20 protein-coding genes and 1 tRNA gene are annotated in these 24,771 nt (G+C 68.9%); 17 read left to right on the top strand and 4 right to left on the bottom strand.

What is annotated here, in order from left to right; translation table 11 throughout:
- The first annotated feature begins 150 nt into the window (after positions 1 to 150).
- Positions 151 to 1,023, top strand: coding sequence for a metal ABC transporter ATP-binding protein (locus DFO58_RS08905; protein ID WP_231735972.1), 873 nt, complete (start codon positions 151 to 153; stop codon positions 1,021 to 1,023).
- 2 nt (positions 1,024 to 1,025) lie between these two features.
- On the top strand, positions 1,026 to 1,883 hold the full coding sequence (locus tag DFO58_RS08910) for a metal ABC transporter permease (protein ID WP_047118727.1): 858 nt from the start codon (positions 1,026 to 1,028) through the stop codon (positions 1,881 to 1,883).
- A gap of 170 nt (positions 1,884 to 2,053) precedes the next feature.
- Here DFO58_RS08910 and DFO58_RS18775 read toward each other — a convergent pair whose 3' ends face one another.
- Positions 2,054 to 2,323, bottom strand: a complete 270-nt coding sequence (locus DFO58_RS18775; protein ID WP_286163536.1) for a hypothetical protein — start codon at positions 2,321 to 2,323, stop codon at positions 2,054 to 2,056.
- A 468-nt stretch (positions 2,324 to 2,791) separates the two neighbouring features.
- Here DFO58_RS18775 and DFO58_RS08920 point away from each other — a divergent pair, with 468 nt between their 5' ends.
- Complete coding sequence (locus DFO58_RS08920; RefSeq protein ID WP_047118728.1) at positions 2,792 to 2,983, top strand: hypothetical protein; 192 nt, start codon at positions 2,792 to 2,794, stop codon at positions 2,981 to 2,983.
- A gap of 217 nt (positions 2,984 to 3,200) precedes the next feature.
- Here DFO58_RS08920 and DFO58_RS08925 read toward each other — a convergent pair whose 3' ends face one another.
- A complete protein-coding gene (locus DFO58_RS08925; RefSeq protein WP_047118729.1) occupies positions 3,201 to 3,605 on the bottom strand; it encodes a Fur family transcriptional regulator in 405 nt (134 codons plus the stop codon).
- A 169-nt stretch (positions 3,606 to 3,774) separates the two neighbouring features.
- On the opposite strand from DFO58_RS08925, the gene DFO58_RS08930 reads away from it, so the two are divergent.
- From DFO58_RS08930 to DFO58_RS08940, 3 genes are all read left to right on the top strand, one after another.
- Entirely contained in the window at positions 3,775 to 4,515 is a 741-nt protein-coding gene (locus tag DFO58_RS08930; protein ID WP_053797780.1) for an MBL fold metallo-hydrolase, read from the top strand.
- Positions 4,512 to 5,354 (top strand): sulfurtransferase, encoded by an 843-nt coding sequence (locus DFO58_RS08935; RefSeq protein ID WP_120990266.1) that lies wholly within the window; start codon positions 4,512 to 4,514, stop codon positions 5,352 to 5,354. Before DFO58_RS08930 ends, DFO58_RS08935 begins: the two co-directional genes overlap by 4 nt.
- A 76-nt stretch (positions 5,355 to 5,430) precedes the next feature.
- Positions 5,431 to 5,859 carry an HIT family protein gene (locus DFO58_RS08940; protein ID WP_047118731.1) on the top strand — a complete coding sequence of 143 codons (429 nt, stop codon included), beginning with the start codon at positions 5,431 to 5,433 and terminating at the stop codon, positions 5,857 to 5,859.
- A 135-nt stretch (positions 5,860 to 5,994) separates the two neighbouring features.
- Here the strand turns inward: DFO58_RS08940 and hrpA are convergent, their stop codons facing one another.
- Positions 5,995 to 9,987, bottom strand: a complete 3,993-nt coding sequence (gene hrpA / locus DFO58_RS08945) for an ATP-dependent RNA helicase HrpA (protein WP_120990268.1) — start codon at positions 9,985 to 9,987, stop codon at positions 5,995 to 5,997.
- 399 nt (positions 9,988 to 10,386) lie between these two features.
- Between hrpA and DFO58_RS08950 the strand changes: the two genes are divergently transcribed.
- The 3 genes from DFO58_RS08950 to DFO58_RS08960 all read left to right on the top strand — a co-directional run bounded on the left by DFO58_RS08950 (position 10,387) and on the right by DFO58_RS08960 (position 13,192).
- Positions 10,387 to 11,385 (top strand): ABC transporter substrate-binding protein, encoded by a 999-nt coding sequence (locus tag DFO58_RS08950; protein ID WP_053797783.1) that lies wholly within the window; start codon positions 10,387 to 10,389, stop codon positions 11,383 to 11,385.
- Between the two features lie 102 nt (positions 11,386 to 11,487).
- Entirely contained in the window at positions 11,488 to 12,408 is a 921-nt protein-coding gene (locus DFO58_RS08955; protein ID WP_053797784.1) for an ABC transporter permease, read from the top strand.
- Complete coding sequence (locus tag DFO58_RS08960; protein ID WP_047118735.1) at positions 12,401 to 13,192, top strand: ABC transporter ATP-binding protein; 792 nt, start codon at positions 12,401 to 12,403, stop codon at positions 13,190 to 13,192. Before DFO58_RS08955 ends, DFO58_RS08960 begins: the two co-directional genes overlap by 8 nt.
- Positions 13,193 to 13,338: 146 nt before the next feature.
- Here the strand turns inward: DFO58_RS08960 and DFO58_RS08965 are convergent.
- A tRNA-Arg gene (locus DFO58_RS08965) sits at positions 13,339 to 13,414 on the bottom strand.
- Between the two features lie 152 nt (positions 13,415 to 13,566).
- On the opposite strand from DFO58_RS08965, the gene argS reads away from it, so the two are divergent.
- The 8 genes from argS (at position 13,567) to prmC (ending at position 24,757) form a co-directional block, all read left to right on the top strand.
- Positions 13,567 to 15,210 carry an arginine--tRNA ligase gene (gene argS, locus DFO58_RS08970; protein WP_047118736.1) on the top strand — a complete coding sequence of 548 codons (1,644 nt, stop codon included), beginning with the start codon at positions 13,567 to 13,569 and terminating at the stop codon, positions 15,208 to 15,210.
- A gap of 6 nt (positions 15,211 to 15,216) precedes the next feature.
- Entirely contained in the window at positions 15,217 to 16,638 is a 1,422-nt protein-coding gene (lysA, locus tag DFO58_RS08975; RefSeq protein ID WP_120990270.1) for a diaminopimelate decarboxylase, read from the top strand.
- Entirely contained in the window at positions 16,639 to 17,928 is a 1,290-nt protein-coding gene (locus tag DFO58_RS08980) for a homoserine dehydrogenase (protein WP_047118738.1), read from the top strand.
- A gap of 1 nt (position 17,929) precedes the next feature.
- A complete protein-coding gene (gene thrC, locus DFO58_RS08985; protein ID WP_120990272.1) occupies positions 17,930 to 19,030 on the top strand; it encodes a threonine synthase in 1,101 nt (366 codons plus the stop codon).
- Positions 19,031 to 19,169: 139 nt separating this feature from the next.
- Positions 19,170 to 20,099 carry a homoserine kinase gene (gene thrB, locus DFO58_RS08990; protein ID WP_053797787.1) on the top strand — a complete coding sequence of 310 codons (930 nt, stop codon included), beginning with the start codon at positions 19,170 to 19,172 and terminating at the stop codon, positions 20,097 to 20,099.
- 337 nt (positions 20,100 to 20,436) lie between these two features.
- A complete protein-coding gene (gene rho / locus DFO58_RS08995) occupies positions 20,437 to 22,635 on the top strand; it encodes a transcription termination factor Rho (RefSeq protein WP_120990274.1) in 2,199 nt (732 codons plus the stop codon).
- Between the two features lie 155 nt (positions 22,636 to 22,790).
- Positions 22,791 to 23,864, top strand: a complete 1,074-nt coding sequence (prfA, locus tag DFO58_RS09000) for a peptide chain release factor 1 (RefSeq protein WP_047118742.1) — start codon at positions 22,791 to 22,793, stop codon at positions 23,862 to 23,864.
- A gap of 17 nt (positions 23,865 to 23,881) precedes the next feature.
- On the top strand, positions 23,882 to 24,757 hold the full coding sequence (gene prmC, locus DFO58_RS09005; protein WP_120990276.1) for a peptide chain release factor N(5)-glutamine methyltransferase: 876 nt from the start codon (positions 23,882 to 23,884) through the stop codon (positions 24,755 to 24,757).
- Positions 24,758 to 24,771: the final 14 nt, after the last annotated feature.

The following is a 24,771-nucleotide window of genomic DNA, read 5'->3' on the forward strand; positions in this document are numbered from 1 at the left end:
GCGTATTGCGAATGACTCGCAACTGGTAGGATTAACTGCGGTACCGCTTCGGCGGTGCCGCAGTTTTTCATTCCCGCCCGAATCCGCACCCGCTGGGCGCACCCCGGACGGGAGACACCGCATGCAGCACCTGCTTAGAAAGCCGCCCCCATGAGCCCTACCCCGATGATCCCGAACCCGATCGTCACCTTCGACAACGCGCGACTGGCCTATGGATCCAGGGTCCTCTGGGAGGGCCTGGACCTGCAGGTGCAGCCGGGGGAGTTCCTGGCGGTGCTCGGGCCCAACGGCTCGGGCAAAACCAGCTTCATCAACACCATGCTGGGCACCACCTCGCTGGACGCCGGCACCGTGTCCATCGACGGGGCCCCGGTGCGCCGCGGCTCGGATTCGGTGGGCCTGATTCCGCAGCAGCGCCCCTTCGGGGACAACGTGCCGCTGCGCGCCCGCGACCTGGTCGCGCTGGGCATCGACGGCACCAAGCCGGGCATCCGGCTGGCCCGCCGCGCGGTGCGCGCCAAGGTCGACGAGCTGCTCGAGCTGGTCGGCGCCAGCGGCTACGCCAACCGCGCGGTCAGTGACCTCTCCGGCGGCGAGCAGCAGCGGCTGCGCGCGGCCCAGGCGCTGGCCGGGAACCCCAAGGTGCTGCTGTGCGACGAACCGCTGCTCTCCCTTGACCTGCACCACCAGCAGGCCATCAGCGAGGTCATCCACCACCAGGCGGTGCAGCGCGGCAGCGCCGTCATCTTCGTCACCCACGAGATCAACCCGATCCTGCCCTACGTGGACCGGGTGCTCTACCTGGCCGAGGGCCGCTTCCACCTGGGCAGCGTGGACGAGGTCATGCGCACCGAGGTGCTCAGCGAGCTCTACGGCGCCCCGGTGCAGGTGCTGCGCGTGAACGGGCGCATCGTGGTGGTCAGCGGCGACGGCAACCGCGCCCTGCCGCCGGACGGGCACGACCACGCCGAGGACGCCGGCCCGGCCGCCGGAACGCCGAACACCACCGGAAAGCGGGCCTGAGCATGGATTTCGCAGACCTCATCGAGAAGGCCTTCAACTTCCAGGACTACGCGCTGCTGCTGCCATTGGTCAGCAACTCGCTGATCGCCGGCGCTGCGCTGGGCGTCGTCGGCGGGCTGATCGGCATCTTCATCATGATGCGCGACATGGCCTTCGCCGTGCACGGCATCGCGGAGCTGTCCTTCGCCGGCGCCGCCTTCGCGCTGCTGATCGGCGCGGACGTGGTCACCGGCTCGGTCTTCGGCTCGCTCATCGCGGCGCTGATCCTCGGGATGCTGGGCACCCGGGCGCGCGACCGCAATTCGATCACCGGCGTGCTGATGCCCTTCGGCCTGGGCTTGGGCATCTTGTTCCTCTCGCTCTACGAGGGGCGCAGCGCCAACAAGTTCGGGCTGCTCACCGGCCAGATCGTCGCGGTCGACGACGTGCAGCTGGGCGGCATGCTGGTGCTCAGCGCCGTGGTGGTGCTCGCGCTGGCGTTGATCTGGCGGCCGCTGACCTTCGCCAGCGCCGACCCGGTGGTGGCCAACGCGCGCGGCGTGCGCACCTCGGGGCTGTCGATCATCTTCATGATGGTGCTGGCGCTGGCCGTGGCGGTGACCATCCAGGTGGTCGGCGCGCTGCTGGTGCTCGCGCTGCTGATCACCCCGGCCGCCGCGGCGATGCGCGTGAGCTCCACCCCGGTGCTCACCGTGATCCTCTCGGTGGTGTTCGCCGAGCTGGCAGTGGTCGGCGGCATCCTGCTGGCGCTGGCCGGCTCGCTGCCGATCAGCCCCTACGTCACCACCATCTCCTTCGTGATCTACCTGGTTTGCCGGGCGATCGAGGCGGTGCGCTCCCCGCGCCGCCACCAGGTCTAGCGCTTCGCCCGCCCTGCGTCCGAACTATGGGCTGGCGCACGGCGCGGACTCAGCGTTCTCATAGCCGGGGGTCGTATCGTGGAAAGTACCTCAAAAGGTGCGAGTGATGATTCAACCGCGGCCCCGTCAGTCTTGTGACGGGGCCGCGGTTGGTTAAAGCGCGCTGCAGGCTAGCGGTCCCGCGTGGCCTGGCGCTGCGCGCCCCGCGTGGCCTGGCGCTGCGCGCCCTGCGAGGCGCTGGAGGCATCGCGCTTGATCCCTCCGGTAGTTTTGGAGTGCTCGCGGGCGATGCCCGCACCCACCCCGGCGCCCGCGACCGCGTCGCCCGCGCCGTCCGGTCCGGTGTTGCGGTTGGTCTGCGCCATCGCCGGGCGCTCGGCCTTCAGCCGCTCGGCTTCCTGGCGAGCGACGGCGGCCAGCCTGGCCGACACGATGGACAATGCCTCTTCGAAGGCTTCGGCGCGATGGCGCGACTTGCCGCGCTTGGGGTGCGCCGCCCCGCGCCCGGCTTCCTCGGCCACGGAGGCTGCTGTCTTGCGGCGGTAGTTCTTGGGTGCTTGTTCCTGGCCCGGCGCACCCGGCGGTGCAGTGCCAGCAGTTCCTCTTCGTCCAGCGCTTCAAGCCGAGCCGGCACGAGTTCCCGGATCAATTCCTGCTCCGATTCCTTCACGACCCGCAGATAGTTCTCCATGCCGCCTTCTCCTTAGCAGGGCTGATCCCCGGTGCAGGGGGTTCCGAGGGCGTGGATCCGAGCTATTGCCCAAGGCGGTGCCTGGCAAGCACCGCGGGTACGCCCGCGACGGGCACGCATCCGGAGTATGGGTATTTGCTGGGAACCAGCTGACGATGTTGGAGCGGCCGCGGCACTCATTGCTACGGTGTCAGCAACCGATGAAAGGAGCACCGACATGGAGAACAACGCGGATTTCCCGAACCACGGCGATGCCGTGCAGCCCGAGTCAGCTGAGGACCAAGCGGCCGCTGCCCAGCGGGACCACCTGTCCGATCCGGCCCGCAACGACGAGGTCGGACACGACTGGACCGACGAAGGCGGCGCCACGCCCGACGGCCCCGCAACCGAGGGGAACGAGGAGCGCTAGTTCCGCCCTCTGGCCCCAGCCCCCGCGCGGTTCCGCGCAGCGTCGCACTGCGCCGCGACGGACCGCCCGGGGGCTTTGCCGCATCCAGGGCCCGACCCGGTGGTGGCGCACCTTCGCGGCACCGCGCGGGGCGCCGGACAGGCTTCACGCAGCGCCTGCCGTGCGCCGGCCGGGACCCGGATCGGCTGGTCCCCAGCCGGCACCGGGCCCCTGAGCCCTAGTCGCCGGCTTCGCGGCAGGCGGCGCAGATGCCGTAGATTTCCACGGTGTGCTCCGGGTCGGTGAAGTCGTTCTCCGCCGCGACCCGGGCGGCCCAGCGCTCGACGGAGGGGGCGAGCACCTCCACGGTCTTGGAGCACACGCGGCAGATCAGGTGGTGGTGGTGCGCCTCGGTGATGCAGCGGCGGAAGCGGGCCTCGCCGTCGGCGCTGCGCAGCACATCGACCAGTCCGTCGTCGGACATGGATTGCAGCAGGCGGTACACCGTGGCCAGCGAGACCTTCTTCTCGGCCTCCTGCAGCCAGCGGTGCAGCTCCTGGGCGGTCGCGAAGTCGTCGACCTGTTCCAGCGCCTCCTCCACCGCGACCCGCTGCTTGGTGATCCGGGTTTCGGGCTGTGCCATGGCCGTGCACCATTCCTCTCCTGCTAGGGGATGTTCGTGGTTGCCGCGCCGGCCTGCGGGTGTCGAATCGACCCCAGCCACCGGCGGTTTAACCCAATTTTAGCCAACTTTGGGCCGCAGGGCGTGTCTGGTGGTGGCACGGTACGCCGCCGGAGCCTACGCTAAGGACATGCGTATCACATCCAGAGGGCATTCGTGCCTGGAACTGAGCACCGTCGACGGGTCGCTGCTGCTGGACCCGGGATCCTTCAGCGATCTGGACGGGGCGTTCGAGAACAAGGCCGCGGTGCTGGTCACCCACCAGCACCCTGACCACGCCGACCATCCGGCGCTGGCCGCCGCGCTGGAGGCCGACCCGGTGCTCCAGGTGTACGCGCCGGCCGGGCTGGCCGACGCGCTGCGCACCGAGCTGCCCGCCGCGCGCCGCGCCCAGGTGCACACCGTGCACGAAGGCATGGACTTCATCGTCGGCGGGATCCGGGTGCGCACCTTTGGCGGCACCCACGCCACCATCCACCACTCGATCGACCCGATCGCGAACGTGGGCTATCTGGTGGGCGACGGCGCCGTGGGCCGGGTGCAGGTTTTCCACCCGGGGGACAGCTACCAGGTGCCGATCGGCGTGCGCCCGGACGTGCTGCTGCTGCCGGTCATGGGCCCCTGGGGCAAGATGGCCGAGGCCGCCGACTTCGCGGCGGCAGTCGGCGCCCCGGTCTGGGTGCCGATCCACGACGGGCTGCTCAATGGCCGCGGCACCGGGCTGTTCGACCGCCAGCTCGGCGCGATCGCCGCGCACCAGGGGGCGAACTACCAGCGCCTGGAGCCCCTGACGGAGTACCGCGCCGCTGAGCTGCTGGCCGCCGCCGAGTCCTCGCAGACCGACGCGGGCAGCGTGGAGGGGCACGCATGAACCCGCTGATTTCCGCCGCCGCGCTGGCCGCGCTGCTCGACGCTCCGGGCCCCTCGCCGGTGCTGCTGGATGTGCGCTGGTCGCTGGGCCGCAGCGACGGGCGCGAGCTCTACGCCGCCGGGCACATCCCCGGCGCGGTGTTCGTCGACCTGGAACGCGAGCTGTCCTCCGCCCCCGGGCACCAGACCGGCCGCCACCCGCTGCCGCTGCCGGCCGATTTCGAGGCCGCCGCCCGGCGCTGGGGGATCAGCCAGGACTCGCAGGTGGTGGTGTACGACGACTCCGGCGCGCTGGCCGCCGCCCGCGCCTGGTGGCTGCTGCGCCACGCAGGCTTCGAGAACGCGGCCGTGCTGGACGGAGGACTGGATGCCTACAGGGCGCTGCCCGGCACGCAGCTGGCCACCGGGGAGCAGTCGAACACCCCGGGCGACGTCACCCTGTCCTGGGGGCGCATGCCGGTCATCGAGTTCGAGCAGCTGGCCGGATTTTCCGGCACGCTGATCGACTCGCGCGCCACCGCCCGCTACCTCGGCATCGAGGAGCCGATCGACCCGGTCGCCGGCCACATCCCGGGCGCCCGCAACCGCCCCACCACCGACAACCTCGACTCGCAGGCGCGTTTCCTGCCCGCCGCGGTGCTGCGCGCCGACTTCGCCAAGCTCGGCGTTGACACCGGGGACGCCGCGGCCTACTGCGGCTCCGGCATCACCGCGGCCCACCAGGTGCTCGCCGCGCACACCGCCGGGATCGAGCTGGCGCTGTACCCGGGCAGCTGGTCCGAGTACTGCTCGCACCCCGAGGCCCCGGTCGCCACCAGCGACGAGCAGCACCGCCACTAGATGTCCGCGCGGCGCGCTCCACCAGGGGCCGCCGCGCGCCCGCAACCGCCCGCCGACGCGGGCAGAAAGGCAGCCCATGAGTACGCTGTTCACCAAAATCATCAACGGCGAGATCCCCGGCCGCTTCGTCTGGTCCGATGCGCAGTGCGTCGGCTTCCTGTCCATCGGCCCGCTGTCAGACGGGCACACCCTGGTGGTGCCGCGCGCGGAGATCAACGAGTTCACCGACGCGCCCGACGAGCTGGTCTCCCACCTGACCCTGGTCGCCACGAAGATCGGCCGCACCCAGAAGCGCGTGTTCAACTCCGCCCGCGCCGGGCTGATGATCGCCGGCTTCGAGGTCCCGCACCTGCATGTGCACGTCTGGCCGACCAACTCGCTGGCCGACTTCGATCTGGCCAATGCCGCGGTCAACCCGGACCCGGCGCAGATGGACGCGAACGCGCAGACGCTGCGCGACGGGCTGCGCGCCGACGGCCACTCGGAATTCGTCCCGGCCGACTAGCGCCGCCGGCCCCGGCTCAAGAACGCCGAATGCCCGCCGGAACCGGCCATGCAGGTCGGCTCCGGCGGGCATTTTCCGGCCCCGGCGCGGGCCGGGGCGCCGGCGGCTGGAGCGTCGTCGGCTCCAGGCCGTCGGCTACAGCGCCGACAGGCCGTCCTTGATGGCCTTGCGGATGCGCTTCTCGCTGACCGAATACGCGGTGCCCAGCTCCTGGGCGAACAGCGAAATGCGCATCTCCTCCAGCATCCACTTCACCTCGCGCAGCCCCGCCGGCAGGCGCGCGCCCTCCGGGACCTTGTCCAGGGCGGCGTCGTACTCGTCCTCCAGCTTCTGGATCACGACCAGCGCCTGCGAGTCGCGGGTGACCGCGCCGCCGGCGAGCTTCTCCAGCCGCTTCTCGATGCCCGCCAGATAGCGCGGCAGGCGCAGCAGGTGCGCCGCACCGGTGGCGGCGATGAACCCGGGGTAGATCAGCTGCTCCAGCTGCGAGCGGATGTCGGTGATCGCGGCGTACATGGCCAGCGAGCGGGTGGCCTTAAGCTCCTTGGAGATCCGCGTGGCCGCGGCGAAGACCTTGGCCACCACCGCGGTGATGGAGAAGACCGTGTCGATCTGCTCCGCGCGCACCACCTCGAACAGCGCCTCGAACGCCGCGCGGTCCATCGGCAGCCGCTCGGGCACCAGCTTGTCCACCGCCGCCATGGTGCAGTCGCTGATCAGGTGCTCGATCGAGCCGTGCGGGTTCTGCGTGAACGCCAGCTTCTCGGAGTTGTCCAGGTGCGAGATCACGAACTTCGCCGCCGGCGGCAGGCGCAGCATCAGCAGCCGGATCACGCCGGTGCGGTGCGCCGCGTCGCGCTCCACGGCCGAGCGGAACACCGTCAGGTCCACGCGCTCGCCCTGGGCGATCAGGCCCGGGTACGCGGTGATCTGCTGGCCCATCACCGTGGTGGTGACCTTGTCCGGCAGCCTGTCGCCCAGCGTGTCCCCGGCGGCGTCAAGCTGCGGCCAGGCATCGAGCTTTTGCTGGTCCCAAGCCCCCGCGGCGTTCTTCGCGCCCCGGGTGCCCTTGCCGGCCTTGTTGCCCTGCCGGCCCGTGGCCGTTTTGTCCTGCCCGCCCTTGGCGGCTGCGGCAGGGATCCCCGGCTTGCCTGGTTTGCCCGGAAGAGCTGCGCCGGGGGAGTTGACCCCGCTGGCCAGCGCGGCGCGGTTGGCCGCGGCCAGCTTGTACTGCAGCTTGCCCAGGTCGTCGCCCTGGCCCAGCACCTTGCCGGAGGCATCGGTGACGGTGAAGCCGAAACGCAGGTGCGCGGGCAGCGTGGAGAAGTCGAAAACGGCCGGGTCCACGACGATGCCGCGCAGCCGCCGCAGCACCAGCGCCAGCGACTGGGCCAGGTCGTCGGTGGCGGGATCGAAATCGGCCTCCAGCATCGCCAGCGCCTTGCCCGCCACGTCCGGGGCGGGCACGAAGTTCTTGCGGATCGCCTTGGGCATGGAACGGATCAGCGCGGTGAGCAGCTCGTGGCGCAGGCCCGGGATCAGCCAGGCGAACCGCGCCGGATCCAGCTGGTTCAGGAACACCACCGGCACGGTCAGGCTCACGCCGTCGCCCTCGCCGCTGGCGGCGGCCGGGTTGTACTCGTAGCTCAGCGGCAGGTGGATGCTGCCCAGCGCCCAGGTTTTCGGGAAGGCGGTCTCGTCCAGCGCCTGCGCGTCGGCGGCCAGCAGCGCCTCGGGATCGAAGTCAAGCAGCGCCGGATCCGCGGCGCGCGCCTTCCTCCACCAGCGGTCGAAGTGCCGCTCGGAGAGGATGTCTTGCGGCAGCCGGGCATCGTAGAACGCGAACAGGTCCTCATCGCTGATGCGCAAATCGTGCCGGCGCATCCGGGTTTCCAGCTCCTCGACTTCCTCCAGCAGCGCGCGGTTCTTCGCGAAGAACTTGTGGTGTGTGCGCCAGTCGCCCTCCACCAGCGCGTGGCGGATAAACAGCTCGCGGGCCAGCGCCTTGTCCACGCGCCAGTAGTGGAACTGGCGGCGCGGCACGATCGGCAGCCCGAAGAGCGTGAGCTTCTCGTAGCCCATCACCGAACCGTTGCGCTTGGACCAGTGCGGCTCCGAATAGGTGCGCTTGAGCAGGTGCGGGGCCAGCTCCTCCACCCACGCCGGATCGATCACCGCATTGGTGCGCGCCCACAGCCGGGAGGTCTCCACCAGCTCGGCGGCCATCACCCAGGTCGGCGACTTCTTGAACAGCCCGGAACCGGGGAAGATCGCGAAGCGGGTGCCGCGCGCTCCGACGTAGTCGCGCTTGCGCTCGTCGTAGAGCCCGATGTGCCCCAGCAGCCCGGAGAGCAGCGACTTGTGCACGGCGTCCTCGTTGGCGGCCGGCTCGATCGGCGCGGCGGCCACGGTGATGCCCAGGGGCTTGGCCAGCTGGCGCAGCTGCGTGAACAAGTCCTGCCATTCGCGAACCCGCAGGTAGTTGATGTGCTCGGCCTTGCACAGCCGGCGAAACGCGGAGGAGGACAGCTCGTTCTGCTGCTCGCGCACGTACGCCCACAGGTTCAGCAGCGCGGTGAAGTCCGACTTGTCGTCGGCGAAGCGCTTGTGCAGCTCGGCGGCGCGCTCGCGCTGGCCGGTGTCCTCGGAGGGGCGTTCGCGCGGATCCTGGATGCTCAGCGCCGCGGCCAGCACCATCAGCTCCTTGGCCACGCCGCGCCCGGCGGCCTCCACGATCATGCGGCCCAGCCGCACATCCAGCGGCAGCTGCGCCAGCTGCCGGCCCACCGGGGTGATGCCCGCGCGCTTCTGGCCATCCAGCGCCCCCAGCTCGCGCAGCAGGTTCACGCCGTCGGAGATCGCCCGCGATTCCGGCGGCTGCACGAACGGGAATTCGGAGACCTCCGCGGCCGAGGCCACCACGCCCATGGAGATCATCTGCAGGATCACGCTGGCCAGGTTGGTGCGCAGGATCTCCGGGTCGGTGAACTCCGGTCGGCTCTGGTAGTCGTCCTCGGAGTAGAGGCGGATCGCGATGCCCTCGGACACGCGGCCGCAGCGGCCAGAGCGCTGGTTCGCGCTGGCCTGGGAGACGCGCTCGATCGGCAGGCGCTGCACCTTGGTGCGGTGCGAGTAGCGCGAGATGCGCGCGGTGCCGGTGTCGATCACGTACTTGATGCCCGGCACGGTCAGGGAGGTTTCGGCCACGTTGGTGGCCAGGATGATGCGCGGGGCGGCGCCCGGGTGGAAGACCCGGTGCTGCTCGGCCAGCGAGAGCCTGGCGAACAGCGGCAGCACCTCGTAGCGCGGCAGGCGCTTGTTGGAGGCGACCAGCGCGCGCAGCGCATCGGCGGCGTCGCGGATCTCGCGCTCGCCGGAGAAGAAGATGAGGATGTCGCCCGGGGCCTCGCCGGCCAGCTCGCGGACCGCGTCGGTCACCGCATCCAGCGGGTCGCGGTCGTCCTCCAGCGACTCGGCGTCCGCGTCCTCGTCCAGGTCGACCTCGGCGGTCAGCGGGCGGTAGCGCAGCTCCACGGGGAAGGTGCGCCCGGAGACCTCGAGGATCGGCGCCGGGACCAGCTCGCCCTCCGCGTCCAGCGTGCCGAAGTGCGCGGCGAAGCGTTCGGGGTCGATGGTCGCGGAGGTGATGATGATCTTCAAGTCCGGGCGCCTGGGCATGATCTGCTTGAGGTAGCCCAGCAGGAAATCGATGTTCAGGCTGCGCTCGTGTGCCTCGTCGATGATGATCGCCGAGTACTTCTTCAGGAGCTTGTCGCGCTGGATCTCCGCCAGCAGGATGCCGTCGGTCATCACCTTCAGCTTGGTGCGCTTGGAAACCTCGCCGGTGAAGCGCACGTGGAAGCCGACTTCCTCGCCGATGCTCGTGCCCATTTCCTCGGCGATGCGCTCGGCCACGGTGCGCGCCGCAAGGCGCCGCGGCTGGGTGTGGCCGATCATGCCCTTCTCGGCCAGCCCGAGCTCGATGAGCATCTTGGGCAGCTGGGTGGTCTTGCCGGAACCGGTTTCGCCGGCGATCACGACCACCTGGTTCTTGGATACCGCGTCGAGGATGTCCTCGCGGCGACCGGAGACGGGCAGGGCTTCGGGATAGGAAATGGTTAGCGCCATGATGCCCCCATTCTATGCGCGTTCGCGCCGCGTCGCCCGCCGCGCCCCGGAGCGGCTTTTCGCTTCGCGAACCGACGTGACCCGGATCGCGTTCGACGCAAGTCAAGTTCGCATTTCGTCCAAACAATCGTCGCCAGCTTGAGGCTGTGGAATACAAAAGATGTCCATTGCGAGGTTTTGCGCTCGATTTTGTGCGGCGTTTGCGCCCGATCAACACGCAAATGTCTTCAATACGGCGTTGATTGTAGTCAAGGTGAGGTCGTTCACATGTAAGATCGGGGGTAATCACCGTCACCTGGTCCGGATCGTTCCCGAGCCGACAGCGAGCCTGGCGGCTCTCCGGAACCAGTGAAGTCTCGGTGGTTATCACTCGCATAGGGAACTTTGAAAGGAACCTTCATGAAGCGCTTTACGGCTTTGAAATTCGCGGCCATCGCCGCCACCGGCGCCCTGGCCCTGACCGCCTGCGGCAGCAACGATTCCGGCAGCAACGACGCAGCCAAGACCGACGAGCCGGTCAAGATCGGCATCGCCCAGTACGTGTCCCACCCGTCGCTGGACGCCGTGGCCAGTGGCTTCAAGAAGGGCATGGAGAACGCCGGCTACACCGGCGACAAGATCTCCTACGACGAAAACAACGCGCAGGGCGACCAGGCCACCAACACCTCCATGGTCGGCAAGCTCGCCTCGGACAGCGACATCGACCTGGTCCTGGCCATCGCCACCCCGACCGCCCAGGCCGCCGCCCAGGCGATCACCAGCGTCCCGGTGGTCTTCTCCGCCGTCACCGATCCGGTGGACGCCAAGCTGGTCGCCTCCAACGAGGCGCCGGGCGCCAACGTCACCGGCACCTCGGACAAGAACCCGGTCAAGGAGCAGCTGGAGCTGCTCAAGGAACTGGCGCCTGAAGCCAAGAACGTCGGCATCGTCTACTCCTCGGGCGAAGCGAACTCTGCAGTCCAGGTCCAGTGGGCCAAGGACGCCGCCGCTGAGCTGGGCCTGACCATCAAGGAATCCGCGATCTCCGCTCCGAGCGAGGTCCAGCAGGCGGCCAGCTCGCTGGACGTCGACGCGTTCTACGTGCCGACCGACAATGCAGTGGTTTCCGCCCTGGAAGGCCTGCTGCAGACCGCCCAGTCCAAGAAGGTTCCGGTCATCTCCGCCGACGGCGAGTCCGTCAAGCGCGGCGCGACCGCCACCTACGGCATCAACTACGAGAAGCTGGGCGAGCAGACCGCCGCCATGGCCGTGAAGATCCTCAAGGGCGAGGCCAAGCCGGCCGAGATGCCGGTTGAGACCATCTCCCAGGTCGAGCTGTACCTGAACGAGGAAGCTGCCAAGAAGGTCGGCATCGAGTTCTCCGACGACATGAAGTCGAAGGCCGTGCAGACCTACTAAGGCTCGCCGGACCAAACCTGCGGCACGAAGGCGGGGCGCGCACCATGCCGCCCCGCCTTCGTCGCGACTACCCACAAATTTTGACAACTCAAGGATCCGAACATGATCACCGCAGTTGAACTCGGGCTGATTTACGCCATCATGGCGCTCGGGGTGTACCTGACCTTCCGCATTCTGGACTTTCCCGACCTCACCGTCGACGGCAGCTTCACCACCGGCGCCGCCGTGGCGGCTGTCAGCATCGTCAACGGGGTCAATCCCTGGCTGGCCACCCTGCTGGCATTCCTCGCCGGCATGGCCGCAGGCGCCGTCACCGGCCTGCTGCATACCAAGGGCAAGATCGACGGCCTGCTGGCCGGTATTCTCACGATGATCGCGCTGTACTCGATCAACCTGCGCATCATGGGCAAGGCGAATACGCCGCTGCTGGGCGAGGAAACGCTCATCAGCCCGATGCGCGCCGCCGGCATCCTCGGCTCCTGGACCTCCATCGGCATCTTCTTCCTGGTCAGCCTCGTGCTGGTCGCGGCCGTGGTCTGGTTCCTGCACACGGAGATGGGCATGGCCATGCGCGCCACCGGCGACAACCAGGAAATGATCCGCTCCTTCGGCGTGAGCACCGACAACCAGAAGATCCTGGGCCTGGCGCTGTCCAACGGCCTGGTCGGCGCCTCCGGCGCGGTGGTGGCCCAGTACCAGGGCTTCGCCGACGTCGGCATGGGCATCGGCGTGATCCTGATCGGCCTGGCCTCGGTCATCGTCGGCCAGGCGATCCTCACCCAGCGCTACATCTGGCTGGCGGCCCTGGCCGTCGTCATCGGCGCGGTGCTCTACCGCCTGGTCATCCAGCTGGCCCTGGTCGCCGGCCTGGAGGTCAACGACATGAAGCTGATTTCCGCCGTGCTGGTCGTCATCGCCCTGCTGCTGCCGAAGTGGAAGGGCTTCCAGAAGATCGTGAAGTCCTTCAAGCGCACCCCGGCGCCCGTCACCGACTCCAAGGAAGAGGTTCGCACCAATGCTTGAGATCAAGAACCTGTCCCGCACGTTCTTCCCCGGCACGGTGAATGAACGCAAGGCGCTGCGCAACATCAACCTGACCCTGGGCAACGGCGAATTCGTCACCGTGATCGGCTCCAACGGCGCCGGCAAGTCCACGGTGCTGAACATGGTGGCCGGCAAGCTGCAGCCGGACGCCGGAACGGTGACGATCGACGGGAAGAACGTCACCAAGTTGGCCGACTTCCGCCGCGCCAAATACATCGGCCGCGTGTTCCAGGATCCGATGGCCGGCACCGCGCCGACCATGTCGATCGAGGAGAACATGGCCCTGGCCTACGCCCGCGGACGCTTCCGCGGACTGGGCGCCGGGGTCGGGGCCAAGCGCCGCGAGCTGTTCGTCGAAGAGCTGAAGTCCCTGGAGCTCGGGCTGGAGAACCGCCTGAAGACCAAGGTCGGCCTGCTCTCCGGCGGCCAGCGCCAGGCGCTGAGCCTGCTCATGGCCACGTTCTCCGAGCCCAAGATCCTGCTGCTCGACGAGCACACCGCCGCGCTGGACCCGCAGCGCGCCGCGCTGGTGTCGCGCCTGACCAACCAGATCGTCGAACGCCACCAGCTGACCACGTTGATGGTCACGCACAACATGGAGCAGGCGCTGCAACTGGGCACGCGACTGATCATGATGCACGACGGGCAGATCATCCTGGACCTGGATTCCGAGCAGAAGCAGCAGATGACCGTCAAGGACCTGCTGGGCGAGTTCGAGAAGATCAAGGGCGCCCAGCTCGATGACCGCACCATGCTGCAGTAGCAGCCCGCGTCGCTGAACTGGCAACGGCCCCGCCGGATGGGAATACTCCTCGCCGGCGGGGCCGTCGCCGTCCCCGCCACCGGGCGGCGTCCGGGTGGACGCAAAAAAACCGCAGGTCCCGGCGTAAACCAGGACCTGCGGTGAGGTGGTGCCCCTGAAAGGAATCGAACCTTCGGCCTTCTGCTCCGGAGGCAGACGCTCTATCCACTGAGCTACAGAGGCGTGTTGCCGGGCAACGAAAAAATACTATCAGGTCGCAAGGCCAAACGTGGAATCCGCGCCAACGGCGGTTTGCGCGCCGAATGCCTACATGATCACAGCCTGCGGCGTCATGAATGCCCGTGGGGAGCGCGAAAAACCGGTAGTCTTGATGGGTGACTCCTGAAGAACTCTCCGCAGCAATATCCGCATGCCTCACCCAGGCCGTAGCAGCCGGCGAAATCTCCGTCGACATCCCCGACGTCGTGCGCGTGGAGCGACCCAAGAGCCGTGAACACGGCGACTGGGCGACCAACATCGCGCTCCAGCTGGGCAAGAAGGCCGGCATGGCCCCGCGCGACTTCGCGCAGCTGCTGGCCAACCGCCTGGCCGAGGTACCGGGAGTCGGCGCCGTGGACATCGCAGGCCCCGGCTTCCTGAACATCACCCTGGACGCCGCCGCCGCCGGCGAGCTGGCCCGCACCATCGTCGAGGCCGGCAAGGCCTACGGCACCAACGACTCCCTGGCCGGCCATGTGGTCAACATGGAGTTCGTCTCCGCGAACCCGACCGGCCCGCTGCACATCGGCCACACCCGCTGGGCCGCGCTGGGCGATGCGATCGCCCGCGTGCTGCGCGCCTCCGGCGCGGATGTCACCAGCGAGTACTACATCAACGACGCCGGCAACCAGATGAACGTGTTCGCCCGTTCGGTCTACAACCGCATGCACGGCCTGCCGGTGCCCGAGGGCGGCTACCCGGGCGAGTACATCAAGGAACTGGCAGACATCGTCGAGGCCGAAGCCCCCGAGCTGAAGGGCCTGGACGAGGAAACCGCGCTGCCGCAGATCCGCGAGCTGGCCTACAAGGCGCAGATGGCAGACATCAAGAAGACCCTGGCGGACTTCGGCGTCAGCTTCGACGTGTTCTTCTCCGAGACCTCCTTGCACGAGGGCGGGGCCGTGGCCGACGCCGTGGCGCGCCTGCGCGAACAGGGCCACATCTTCGATCAGGAGGGCGCCGTCTGGCTGCGCACCACCGACTTCGGCGACGACAAGAACCGCGTGCTGATCCGCGCGAACGGCGAGCCGACCTACTTCGCGGCCGACGCCGCCTACTACCTGTCCAAGAAGGACCGCGGCTTCACCGAGAAGATCTACCTGCTCGGCGCCGACCACCACGGCTACGTCAACCGCCTGAAGGCCATCGCCGCCTGCGCAGGCGACGACAAGGAAAAGAACATCGAGGTGCTGATCGGGCAGCTGATCAGCGTCAACGGCGCGAAGCTGTCCAAGCGCGCGGGCAACATCATCGAGCTGCGCGATTTGATCGACTGGCTGGGCGCCGACGCGCTGCGCTACTCGCTGGGCCGTTTCCCTGCCGATTCGCCGATCGCGCTGGACCCTGAGCAGCTGAAGAAGAACACCAACGACAACCCGGTGTTCTACGTGCAGTACGCCCACGCGCGCTCCGCCGCCGCGGCCCGCAACGCCGCGGAGAAGAACGTGACCCGCGAGTCCTTCGACGCCAGCGAGCTGACCGACCCCACCGAGAACGAGCTGCTGGCAGTGCTCGGCCAGTTCCCGTCGGTGGTTGCCGGCGCCGCCGAGTTCCGCGAACCGCACCGCATCGCCCGCTACCTGGAGCAGGTCGCCGGCGCCTACCACTCGTGGTACGCCGCCACCCGCATCACCCCGATCGGCGAGGACACCAACGTGCTGCCGGTGCATTCCGCGCGCCTGTGGCTGAACGACGCAACCACCACCGTCCTGGCCAACGGCCTGGAACTGCTGGGCGTTTCCGCCCCGGAGAGGATGTAATACCCTATGGCCGCATCGCCGCTGGCTCCAGCTTGGCTGAACTTCCCGAACGACGTAAACACGCTGCGCGAGATCGAATGGGCCACCGGCGTGGCCCGCGGCGCCGATGGCCAGCTGGCCGTGCAGGGCATCCCCGTCGCGCAGCTGGCGCAGGAATTCGGCACCCCGCTGTTCGTGCTCGACGAGAACGATTTCCGCGCCCGCGCCGCCGGCTTCAAGTCCGCGTTCGACGCGGCCTTCAAGGACCTGTGCGGCGGGGTGGACGTCTACTACGCCGGCAAGGCGTTCTTGTGCACCGAGGTCGCCCGCTGGGTCACCGCCGAGGGGCTGCGTCTTGACACCTGCTCCGGCGGCGAGCTGGCAGTGGCCGCCGCGGCCGGCGTACCGGCGGAGAACCTCTCGCTGCACGGCAACAACAAGTCGGCCGCGGAAATCACCCGCGCCATCGAAACCGGCGTGGGCCGCATCGTGGTGGACTCGCTGGACGAGTTGGAACGCGTCATCCGCATCGCCGATGCGCTGGGCCAGCGCGCGAACGTGATGCTGCGCATCACCCCCGGCGTGCACGCCTCCACCCACGAGGCCATTGCCACCGCCCACGAGGACCAGAAGTTCGGCCTGTCCATCCTGGCCAACGACTCGGGCACCTCCCCGGCGCTGGACGCCGTGGCCCGCGCCCTGGATGCGGACAACGTGAACCTGCTGGGACTGCACGCGCACATCGGCTCGCAGATCTTCGAGGCCGAGGGCTTCGCCATGGCCGCACGCACCATGCTCGGCATCCTGGCGCAGATCCGCCAGCTCCACGGCGTCGAACTGGGCGAACTGGACCTCGGCGGCGGCTACGGCATCGCCTACACTTTGCAGGACCATCCCTCCACCCCGGTGAAGCTGGCCGCGCAGATGGCGCAGGTCGTCTCCGCGACGTGCGCCGAGCTGGACCTGGCCTGCCCGCGCATCTCCATCGAGCCGGGCCGCGCCATCGCCGGCCCGTCGACCTTCACCCTCTACGAGGCGGGCGTGCGCAAGGACGTCCAGGTCGAGGACGCCTCCGGCACGCTGCATCCGCGCCGCTACCTGTCGGTGGACGGCGGCATGAGCGACAACCCGCGCCCGGTGCTCTACGACGCCCAGTACACCGCGGTGCTGGCCAGCCGTGTGACGCGCAGCGACGTAATTATTTCTCGCGTAGTTGGGAAACACTGCGAGTCAGGTGACATAGTCGTGAAGGACGTTTACCTGCCCGAGGACGTTGCCGCCGGCGATCTGCTGGCCGTGCCGGCCACCGGAGCCTACTGCTGGGCCCTGTCGAGCAACTACAACTACCTCACCCGCCCCGCGGTGGTAGCCGTACGCGACGGCCAAGCCCGTCTGATCGTGCGCAGGGAAACGGAAGCTGATTTGTTGGCCCGCGACATGGGAGTTTAATTGACCGCTGAAAAGAGCCTGAAGGTCGCCCTGCTGGGCTGCGGCACGGTCGGCGCGCAGGTCGCGCGGATCCTGCTTGAGGACGCGGCGGCGCTGGCCGACCGCAGCGGCGCGGCGCTGGAGCTGACCGGCATCGCCGTGCGCAACACCGCCTCCGAGCGCGACGTGCAGCTGCCCGCGGAGCTGTTCACCACCGACGCGAATTCGCTGATCGACCAGGCCGACGTGGTCATCGAGCTGCTCGGCGGGCTGCACCCGGCCGGTGACTACATCGCCCGGGCGCTGAAGCGCGGGGCGAGCGTCATCACCGGCAACAAGGCGCTGATCGCCGCCCAGGGCGCGCAGCTGAACCAGCTGGCCGCCGAGCACGGCGCCCAGCTGCGCTACGAGGCGGCCGTGGCCGGGGCCATCCCGATCCTGCGCCCGATCGCCGATTCGCTGGCAGGCGATCACATCACCAAGGTGATGGGCATCGTCAACGGCACCACGAACTTCATCCTGGACGCCATGGACTCCACCGGCGCCGCCTTCGACGACGTGCTCGCCCAGGCCCAGGCGCTGGGCTACGCGGAAGCCGATCCGACCGCCGACGTGGGCGGGCACGACGCCGCCGCGAAGGCCGCGATCCTCGCCTCGCTGGCGTTCCACACCACCGTCTCCTCGGACCAGGTGCACACCGAAGGCATCACCGAGGTGAGCGCGCAGGACGTGGCCGCCGCCGCCGAGGCCGGCTACGTCATCAAGCTGCTGGCGATCGCGGAGCACGCCGAAGCCGGAGTCTCGGTGCGCGTCTACCCGTCGCTGATCAAGCGCAGCCACCCGCTGGCCAGTGTCCGCGGCGCGTTCAACGCCGTATTCGTCGAGGCGGAAAACGCCGGGGACCTGATGTTCTACGGCGCCGGCGCGGGCGGCAACCCGACCGCCTCGGCAGTCATGGGCGACGTCGTCGCCGTGGCCCGCCAGCTGGCTGCCGGGGCCGGGCTGCCTAACGGCTCGGCCGACCAGCCGGTGAACCTGCTGGACTTCGAGCAGATCACCACCAGCTACTGGATCGGGCTGTCGGTCAAGGACCAGCCGGGCGTGCTCGCGAGCATCGCCGCGGTCTTCGGCGAGCACGGCGTCTCGATCGAGTCCATGAGCCAGCACAGCGATGCCGACGGCGAGGGCTCCGCGCTGCGCATCCTGACCCACCGGGGCGCCGAAGCGGCCCTGCGCACCACCGTCGACGCCGTCGCGGCGCTGGACGCGGTGCACTCTGTTACATCCGTTATGCGAGTTGAAGGAAACTAACGTGGCCCACCAGTGGCGCGGAGTCATCCGCGAATATGCCGACCGTCTGCCAGTAGACGAGAACACCAAGGTCATCACGCTCGGCGAAGGCGGCACCCCGCTCGTCTTCGCCCCCGCCCTGTCCCAGCTGACCGGCAGCGAGGTGTACCTGAAGGTCGAGGGCATGAACCCGACCGGCTCCTTCAAGGACCGCGGCATGACTATGGCGATGACCGCCGCGGTCGCCGCCGGCGCCAAGGCAGTGGTGTGCGCCTCCACCGGCAACACCTCCGCCTCCGCCGCAGCCTACGCCACCCAGGCCGGGCTGAAGTGCGCGGTGCTGGTGCCGGACGGAAAGATCTCCATGGGCAAGCTCTCCCAGGCGATCGCGCACGGCGCCGACATCATCCAGATCGACGGCAACTTCGACAACTGCCTTGAGGTCGCCCGCAAGCTGAGCGAGAACTATCCGGTGTTCCTGGTCAACTCCGTGAACCCGGCCCGCATCCAGGGCCAGAAGACCGGCGCCTTCGAGGTCGTCGACTTCCTGGGCGACGCCCCCGACTACCACGTGCTGCCGGTGGGCAACGCGGGCAACATTACCGCCTACTGGAAGGGCTACAAGGAGTACGCCTCCGAGTTCACCAACCAGGCCGGCGCCGTGCTCGCCCCGGTATCCACCAAGACCCCGATCATGTGGGGCTTCCAGGCCGCCGGCGCCGCACCGATCGTGCTGGGCCACCCGGTGACCGAGCCGGACACCATCGCCACCGCCATCCGCATCGGCAACCCCGCCTCCTGGGCCCAGGCCGAGGAAGCGCGCGACGAGTCCGGCGGCCTCATCGACTCGGTGACCGACGACGAGATCCTCGCCGCGCACCGCTGGCTCTCCTCCCGCGAGGGCGTTTTCGTGGAGCCGGGCTCCGCGGCAGGCGTCGCGGGCCTGATCAAGCACCACGCCGCAGGCAACGTGCCGTCGGGCAAGAAGATCGTGATCACCGTGACCGGCCACGGCCTGAAGGACCCGGACTGGGCCCTGAAGCAGGCCGACGGCTCGGCCGTCGCCCCCACCAAGGTCGGCTTCGACGTGGTGGAAGTCGCCACCGCACTGGGCCTGTCCTAGACGCCGCCCGCTGCCTGCCGGCCCGTCGCCGCCGCACCGGCACCCGGTGCGGCCGTGGCGGGCCGCTGCGCGTTCCGGCGCCCCTCCGCACTCATCACCCCTAGCTCACCACCTGAAGCTCACCACCTCGAAGGAACCCATGCAGCAGATCGCCCTGGGCCAGCACCTGGTCGTCGCCCCGCCCGCCACCACCGCCAACCTGGGCCCCGGGTTCGACTCGCTGGGCCTCGCGCTGGAATTCCGCGACCGGCTGGAGATCCGCACCGCGCCGCAGAGCACCGTGCAGATTAGCGGCGACGGGGCCGACAGCCTGCCGCGTGACGAATCCCACCTGATCATCCGCGAGATGCACCGCTACTGGGAGCAGCGCGGCTTCGCGCCGGTCGGCATCGAGCTGAAGGCGGCCAACAACATCCCGCACGCCCGCGGCATGGGCTCCTCCGCCGCCGCGATCGTCGCCGCCTACGCCGCGGCCGATGCGCTGCTGCCGGCCGCCGAGCGCGGGGGACTGGACGCAGTCTTCCAGGCCGCCGCGGCCTGGGAAGGCCACCCGGACAACGTCGCCCCGGCGGTCTACGGCGGGCTGAGCATTTCCGCGACCAATGCCGACGGGACCTTCAGCTGCGCCCTGGTCCCGGTGCACACGCAGGTCCGCGCGGTGCTGGCGATCCCGTCCAACGGCCTGTCCACCGAGGTGGCCCGCGGGGTGCTTCCCGCGCAGATCGCCCACGCAGATGCGGCGGCGAACACTGCCTCCGGCGCGCTACTGATCCACGCGCTGAGCAACGACCCGTCCCACCTGCTCGGCGGCACCGTCGACTACCTGCACCAGTCCTACCGGGCCGCTTCGATGCCCGAAAGCAGCGCGCTGATCGCGCTTTTGCGCGAGCACCAGCTGGCCGCGGTGGTCTCCGGGGCGGGCCCGACAGTGCTTGCGCTGGTGGCCGGCGACGCCCAGGAACGCCTGGCAGGGGAGCTCATCGAGCAGTTCTCAGCACAATCTTCGGTTTCCTGGCGTGCTGAATTTCCGCGCCTGGCCGCCAACGGTGTTACAGTAGAAGTGCTGTAGCACTCAAGGCAGACCGGATCATGCGGGCGCCAGCCCGATGATGAACCTTATGGCGAGTGTTGAAGCGGACGCGATCGGCGCACCGTGCCTGTCGCAGCCGTCCAGCCGTTCCGGATTTTTCCTGCAGCTCGCAGCACCCTTGATATCCCACATCCATGCACAGTCGTGCCGTCGAGATATCAGTTTTCAAACCCAGTTTCCCGCCATCACCGGTGATACCTGAGGGCGGGTCGGGTTTTCGGTGGAACAGCCTCTCATTCTGGGCTGCAACACCTCATATTTACGGCACAGTGGGACTGCCGCAGGCAGCCCATCCTACGAGTCAGAAGGAATTTTCGTGACCGAAACCACGAGCCTCAACGAAGGCGTGGACACCAAGACTTCCGAGACCAAGAGCTCCGGCCTGGCCTCCTTGAAGATGACCCAGCTGCAGCAGCTGGCGTCGCAGCTCGGCATCACCGGCGGATCGCGCATGCGCAAGGCCGACCTGGTCGCCGCCATCAGCTCCCACCAGCGCGGCGGCTCGATCGCCGCCAAGGACGCGGAAGCTGCCAAGGCCGCCGAGCCGAAGGCCGACGCAGCCCAGTCGCCAGCCGCCAAGGAAGCGCCGGCCAAGACCACCCGTACCCGTCGCGCACCGAAGGCCGCCGCAGAGGCCCCGAAGGCCGACGCAGCCCCCGCCCAGGAAGCAGCTGAGGCCCCGCAGGCCGCCGAGCCGAAGGCTGAAAAGCCGGCCCGCGCCCGCCGCACCTCGCGCCGCGTGACCGACTCCGGCAAGATCACCGCCAAGGACGACGCCGCCAAGGCAGCGACCACCGAGGCACCGGCCCAGGCCGAAGCCGCAGTGGACGCGCCGGCCGAGGAAGCCGCCGCACCGGCCAAGGAACGCGCACCGCGCCAGCGCCGCAACACCCGCGCCGCCAAGGCAGAGCAGGCATCCGAGGCTCCGGCACAGGATGCCGACGCCCCGGCCGCCGAGGCCAAGACCGCTCCGGCCGAAGCCGACTCCGCGGAGAACGCCGAGGCGGAGAAGTCCGGCGAGCAGCGCGAAGAGCGCCGCGAGCGCGGCAACCGCCGTGAGCGTGGCAACCGCCGTGAGCGCAACAACGACCGCAACGACCGTGGCAACGACCGAAATGACCGCGGCGGCGACCGCAACGAGTCTTCCGAGCAGGACGCGTCCGAGCAGTCGGAGGAGCGCCGCGATCGCAACCAGGAGCGCAACGAGCGCAATGAGCGCAACGCCAACCGCCGTGAGCGCAACACCGACCGCAGCGAGCGCGGCAACCGCCGCGATCGCAACGATCGCAATGACCGCAACCAGGATCGCAACGACCGGAACAACCGCAACCGCCGCGGCCGCCGCGAGGACGACGAGCCGCAGCTGAGCGAGGACGACGTGCTGCTGCCGATCGCCGGCATCCTGGACGTGCTGGAGAACTACGCATTCGTCCGCACCGCCGGCTACCTGCCCGGCCCGAACGACGTCTACGTCACCCTGGGCCAGGTCAAGAAGTACAACCTGCGCAAGGGCGATGCCATCGTCGGCGCCATTCGCGCACCGCGCGAGGGCGAGACCCCGAACCCGCGCCAGAAGTTCAACGCCCTGGTGCAGCTGACTTCGGTGAACGGCAAGAAGCCGGAGGACAACCGCGAGCGCGTCGAATTCAACAAGCTGGTGCCGCTGTACCCGACCGAGCGCTTGCGTCTGGAGACCGATCCGAAGCTGGTCGGCCCGCGCGTCATCGACCTGGTCGCACCGATCGGCAAGGGCCAGCGCGGCCTGATCGTCTCGCCTCCGAAGGCCGGCAAGACCCTGATCCTGCAGTCCATCGCGAACGCGATCACCACCAACAACCCAGAGGTGCACCTGATGATGGTGCTGGTGGACGAGCGTCCCGAAGAAGTCACCGACATGCAGCGCACCGTCAAGGGCGAGGTCATCGCCTCGACCTTCGACCGCCCGGCCGACGACCACACCACCGTGGCCGAGCTGGCCATCGAGCGCGCCAAGCGCCTGGTGGAAATGGGCATGGACGTCGTCGTGCTGCTTGACTCGATGACCCGCCTGGGCCGCGCCTACAACCTGGCCGCCCCGGCTTCGGGCCGCATCCTGTCCGGCGGCGTGGACTCCGCGGCGCTGTACCCGCCCAAGCGCTTCTTCGGCGCCGCCCGCAACATCGAGAACGGCGGCTCGTTGACCATCCTGGCCACCGCCCTGGTGGAGACCGGATCCAAGATGGACGAGGTCATCTTCGAGGAGTTCAAGGGCACCGGCAACATGGAGCTGCGCCTGTCGCGCCAGCTGGCCGAGAAGCGCATCTTCCCGGCGGTCGACGTCAACGCGTCCTCCACCCGCCGCGAAGAGCAGCTGATGAGCGCCGAAGAGGTGCGCATCATGTGGCGCCTGCGCCGCATGCTCTCGGGCATCGATCCGCAGCAGGCGCTGGAGGTTCTCACCGGCAAGATCCGCGAGACCCAGTCCAACGCAGAGTTCCTGATGCTGGTGAACAAGACCACACCGGACAAGCACTAGCGTTCAAAAACCCATGGCGTCCAGCCGGCCGGCACCTGTCCGGCCGGCTGGACGCCATCGGCGCGTCACCTACCATGGCGCTTAAGACATAGAATTTAACCCGGCCCTTCGTGGCCGCTGGCCAGAGCCGCGCAGAACAAAGGAAGAGCAGCCCCATGTTTGAATCCGTCAAGTCGCTACTTGAGGAGCACGCCGAGATTCAGGCGAAGCTCTCCGATCCGTCCGTCTACGCCGACCAGTCAGTGGCCCGCAAGCTCGGCCGCCGCTCCGCGCAGCTGAACGGCATCGTCGAGGCCTACAACAAGTGGAACAGCGCCACCGAGGACCTGGAAGCCGCCAAGGAAATGGCCGACGAAGATCCGGACTTCGCCGAAGAGGTCGAAACCCTCACCGCGCAGCTGCCCGAACTGGAGGAGAAGCTGCGCCGCCTGCTGATCCCGCGCGACGAGAACGACGCGCGCGATGTGATCCTCGAGGTCAAGGGCGGCGAGGGCGGCGACGAGGCCGCCCTGTTCGCCGCGGACCTGCTGCGCATGTACACCCGCTACGCGGAGCACAAGGGCTGGAAGGTCGAGATGATCTCCTACAACGAGTCCGACCTCGGCGGCTACAAGGATGCCCAGGTCGCGATCAAGGGCAAGTCCAGCGACCCGGCAGAGGGCGTCTACGCCCACCTGAAGTTCGAGGGCGGCGTGCACCGCGTCCAGCGCGTGCCGGTCACCGAATCCCAGGGCCGCATCCACACCTCGGCCGCCGGCGTGCTGGTGCTGCCAGAGGTCGACGAGCCCGAAGAAGTGGACATCCACGCCAACGACCTGAAGATCGACGTCTACCGCTCCTCGGGCCCCGGCGGCCAGTCGGTGAATACCACCGATTCCGCCGTGCGCATCACCCACCTGCCTACCGGCATCGTGGTCGCCATGCAGAACGAGAAGTCGCAGATCCAGAACCGCGAAGCCGCCATGCGCGTGCTGCGCTCGCGCCTGCTGGCCCACCAGCAGGAGATCATCGACGCAGAGAACTCCGCAGTGCGCGCCAGCCAGATCCGCACCATGGACCGCTCCGAGCGCATCCGCACCTACAACTACCCGGAAAACCGCATCGCGGACCACCGCACCGGGTACAAGGCCTACAACCTGGACGCGGTGATGGACGGCGACCTGGAGCCGGTCATCGAATCCTGCATCCAGATGGACGAGGAAGAGCGCCTGGCGGCGCTGGGCGAGTAGCAGGCGCCCGCGCACCCGTGGAGAATCCGCTACCCGTCCGCGAGCTGTCCGCCGTGCGCCGCGCCGCGCTGGGACAGCTCGCCGCAGCCGGCGTGCCCAGCCCCGCGGTCGACGCCGACCTGCTGGCCTGCCACGTGCTGGGCATCGAGCGCTCCGAGCTGAAGCTGCGCGAACTGCGCGGGGATTCCTTCTCCGAGCTGCAGTTCACGCAGTACGCCGCGCTGCTCGAACGCCGCGCCGCGCGCATCCCGCTGCAGCACCTGACCGGCGAAGGCCACTTCCGCTACCTGACCCTGAAGGTCGGGCCCGGAGTGTTCTCGCCGCGCCCGGAAACCGAGACCGTGGTCCAGCTGGGCCTGGACTTCCTGGCCGAGCAAGGGCTTGCGGCCCCCCGCTGCGCTGACCTGTGCTCCGGTTCCGGGGCCATCGCCGCCGCGCTGGCCAGCGAGGTCCCGCAGGCCTCCGTGTGGGCCGTGGAGCTCTCCGAGGACGCCATCGGCTACACTCGGGCCAACTGCGAGCCGCTGGGCGTCACGGTGCTGCACCGCGACGCCTCCGCGCTGCCGGCGCCATTGCACGGCAGCATGGACCTGGTGATCTCCAACCCGCCCTACATCCCGCCCAATGCGGTGCCGCGCGAACCAGAGGTGCGCGACCACGACCCGCAGATGGCCCTCTACGGGCTGGGCGAGGACGGGCTGCAGATCCCGCGCGCCATCGCCGCCGAGGCGCTGCGCCTGCTGCGCCCCGGGAGACTGTTCGTCATGGAGCACGCCGAGGTGCAGCAGGATTCCGCCGCCCAGCTGCTGCGCGACGCTGGTTTCACGGCCGTCGCCGGGCACCCGGACCTGTCCGGGCGCCCGCGCTCGACCAGCGGCCGCGCGCCGCGCTGAACTACCCACCCACC

This window comes from Arthrobacter sp. AG1021, assembly GCF_003633665.1.
Classification (GTDB): domain Bacteria; phylum Actinomycetota; class Actinomycetes; order Actinomycetales; family Micrococcaceae; genus Glutamicibacter; species Glutamicibacter soli.